This is a genomic window from Pseudomonas sp. HY2-MNA-CIBAN-0224, assembly GCF_040310285.1.
In the GTDB taxonomy this organism is placed as follows: Bacteria; Pseudomonadota; Gammaproteobacteria; order Pseudomonadales; family Pseudomonadaceae; genus Aquipseudomonas; species Aquipseudomonas helleri.
In genome coordinates this window covers 1-448 of sequence record NZ_JBEOPQ010000184.1, presented here as the reverse complement: position 1 = coordinate 448, position 448 = coordinate 1, and the positions used below count along the sequence as shown (strand labels likewise).

Sequence of the window (448 nt, the reverse complement as noted above, 5' to 3'; positions counted from 1 at the left end):
GTATATATTAGCGATCATGGCGAAAGTTTAGGCGAGAATAATATTTACTTGCATGGCATGCCCTACGCTATCGCACCTGATGCGCAAAAGCAGGTGCCTGTCATCATTTGGTCGCCTACTAGCAATAATATTGATAAAAGTAGTCTCATTAGTACGATTGATCAGCCCGTGTCACATGACTTTATTACGCCAACTTTACTTAACTTTTTTGGTATTACTACCGATGAGGTAGCAGCAGCGCCAACCTTCTTTAAATCTACCCATTAAGACCTTTATCATAAGCCCTGCTAGCATTTATGCACGAGACCACTATGTACAAGATACTCATCATCGAAGACAATCCCGATATCGTCGCCAATATTTATGCCTTTTTTGAACCAAAAGGTTTTGAGCTGGACAACGCTCATAATGGCATTAGCGGCTTAACACTCGCTGCAAATAATCGCTA

Annotated in this window: 1 protein-coding gene; it reads left to right on the top strand. The window is 41.3% G+C overall.

Annotated features, from left to right (window positions below):
• Nucleotides 1-267 (top strand): sulfatase-like hydrolase/transferase (locus AAEZ03_RS25955; protein WP_350582600.1); only part of this gene is annotated, 267 nt, incomplete at its 5' end.
• Nucleotides 268-448: the final 181 nt, after the last annotated feature.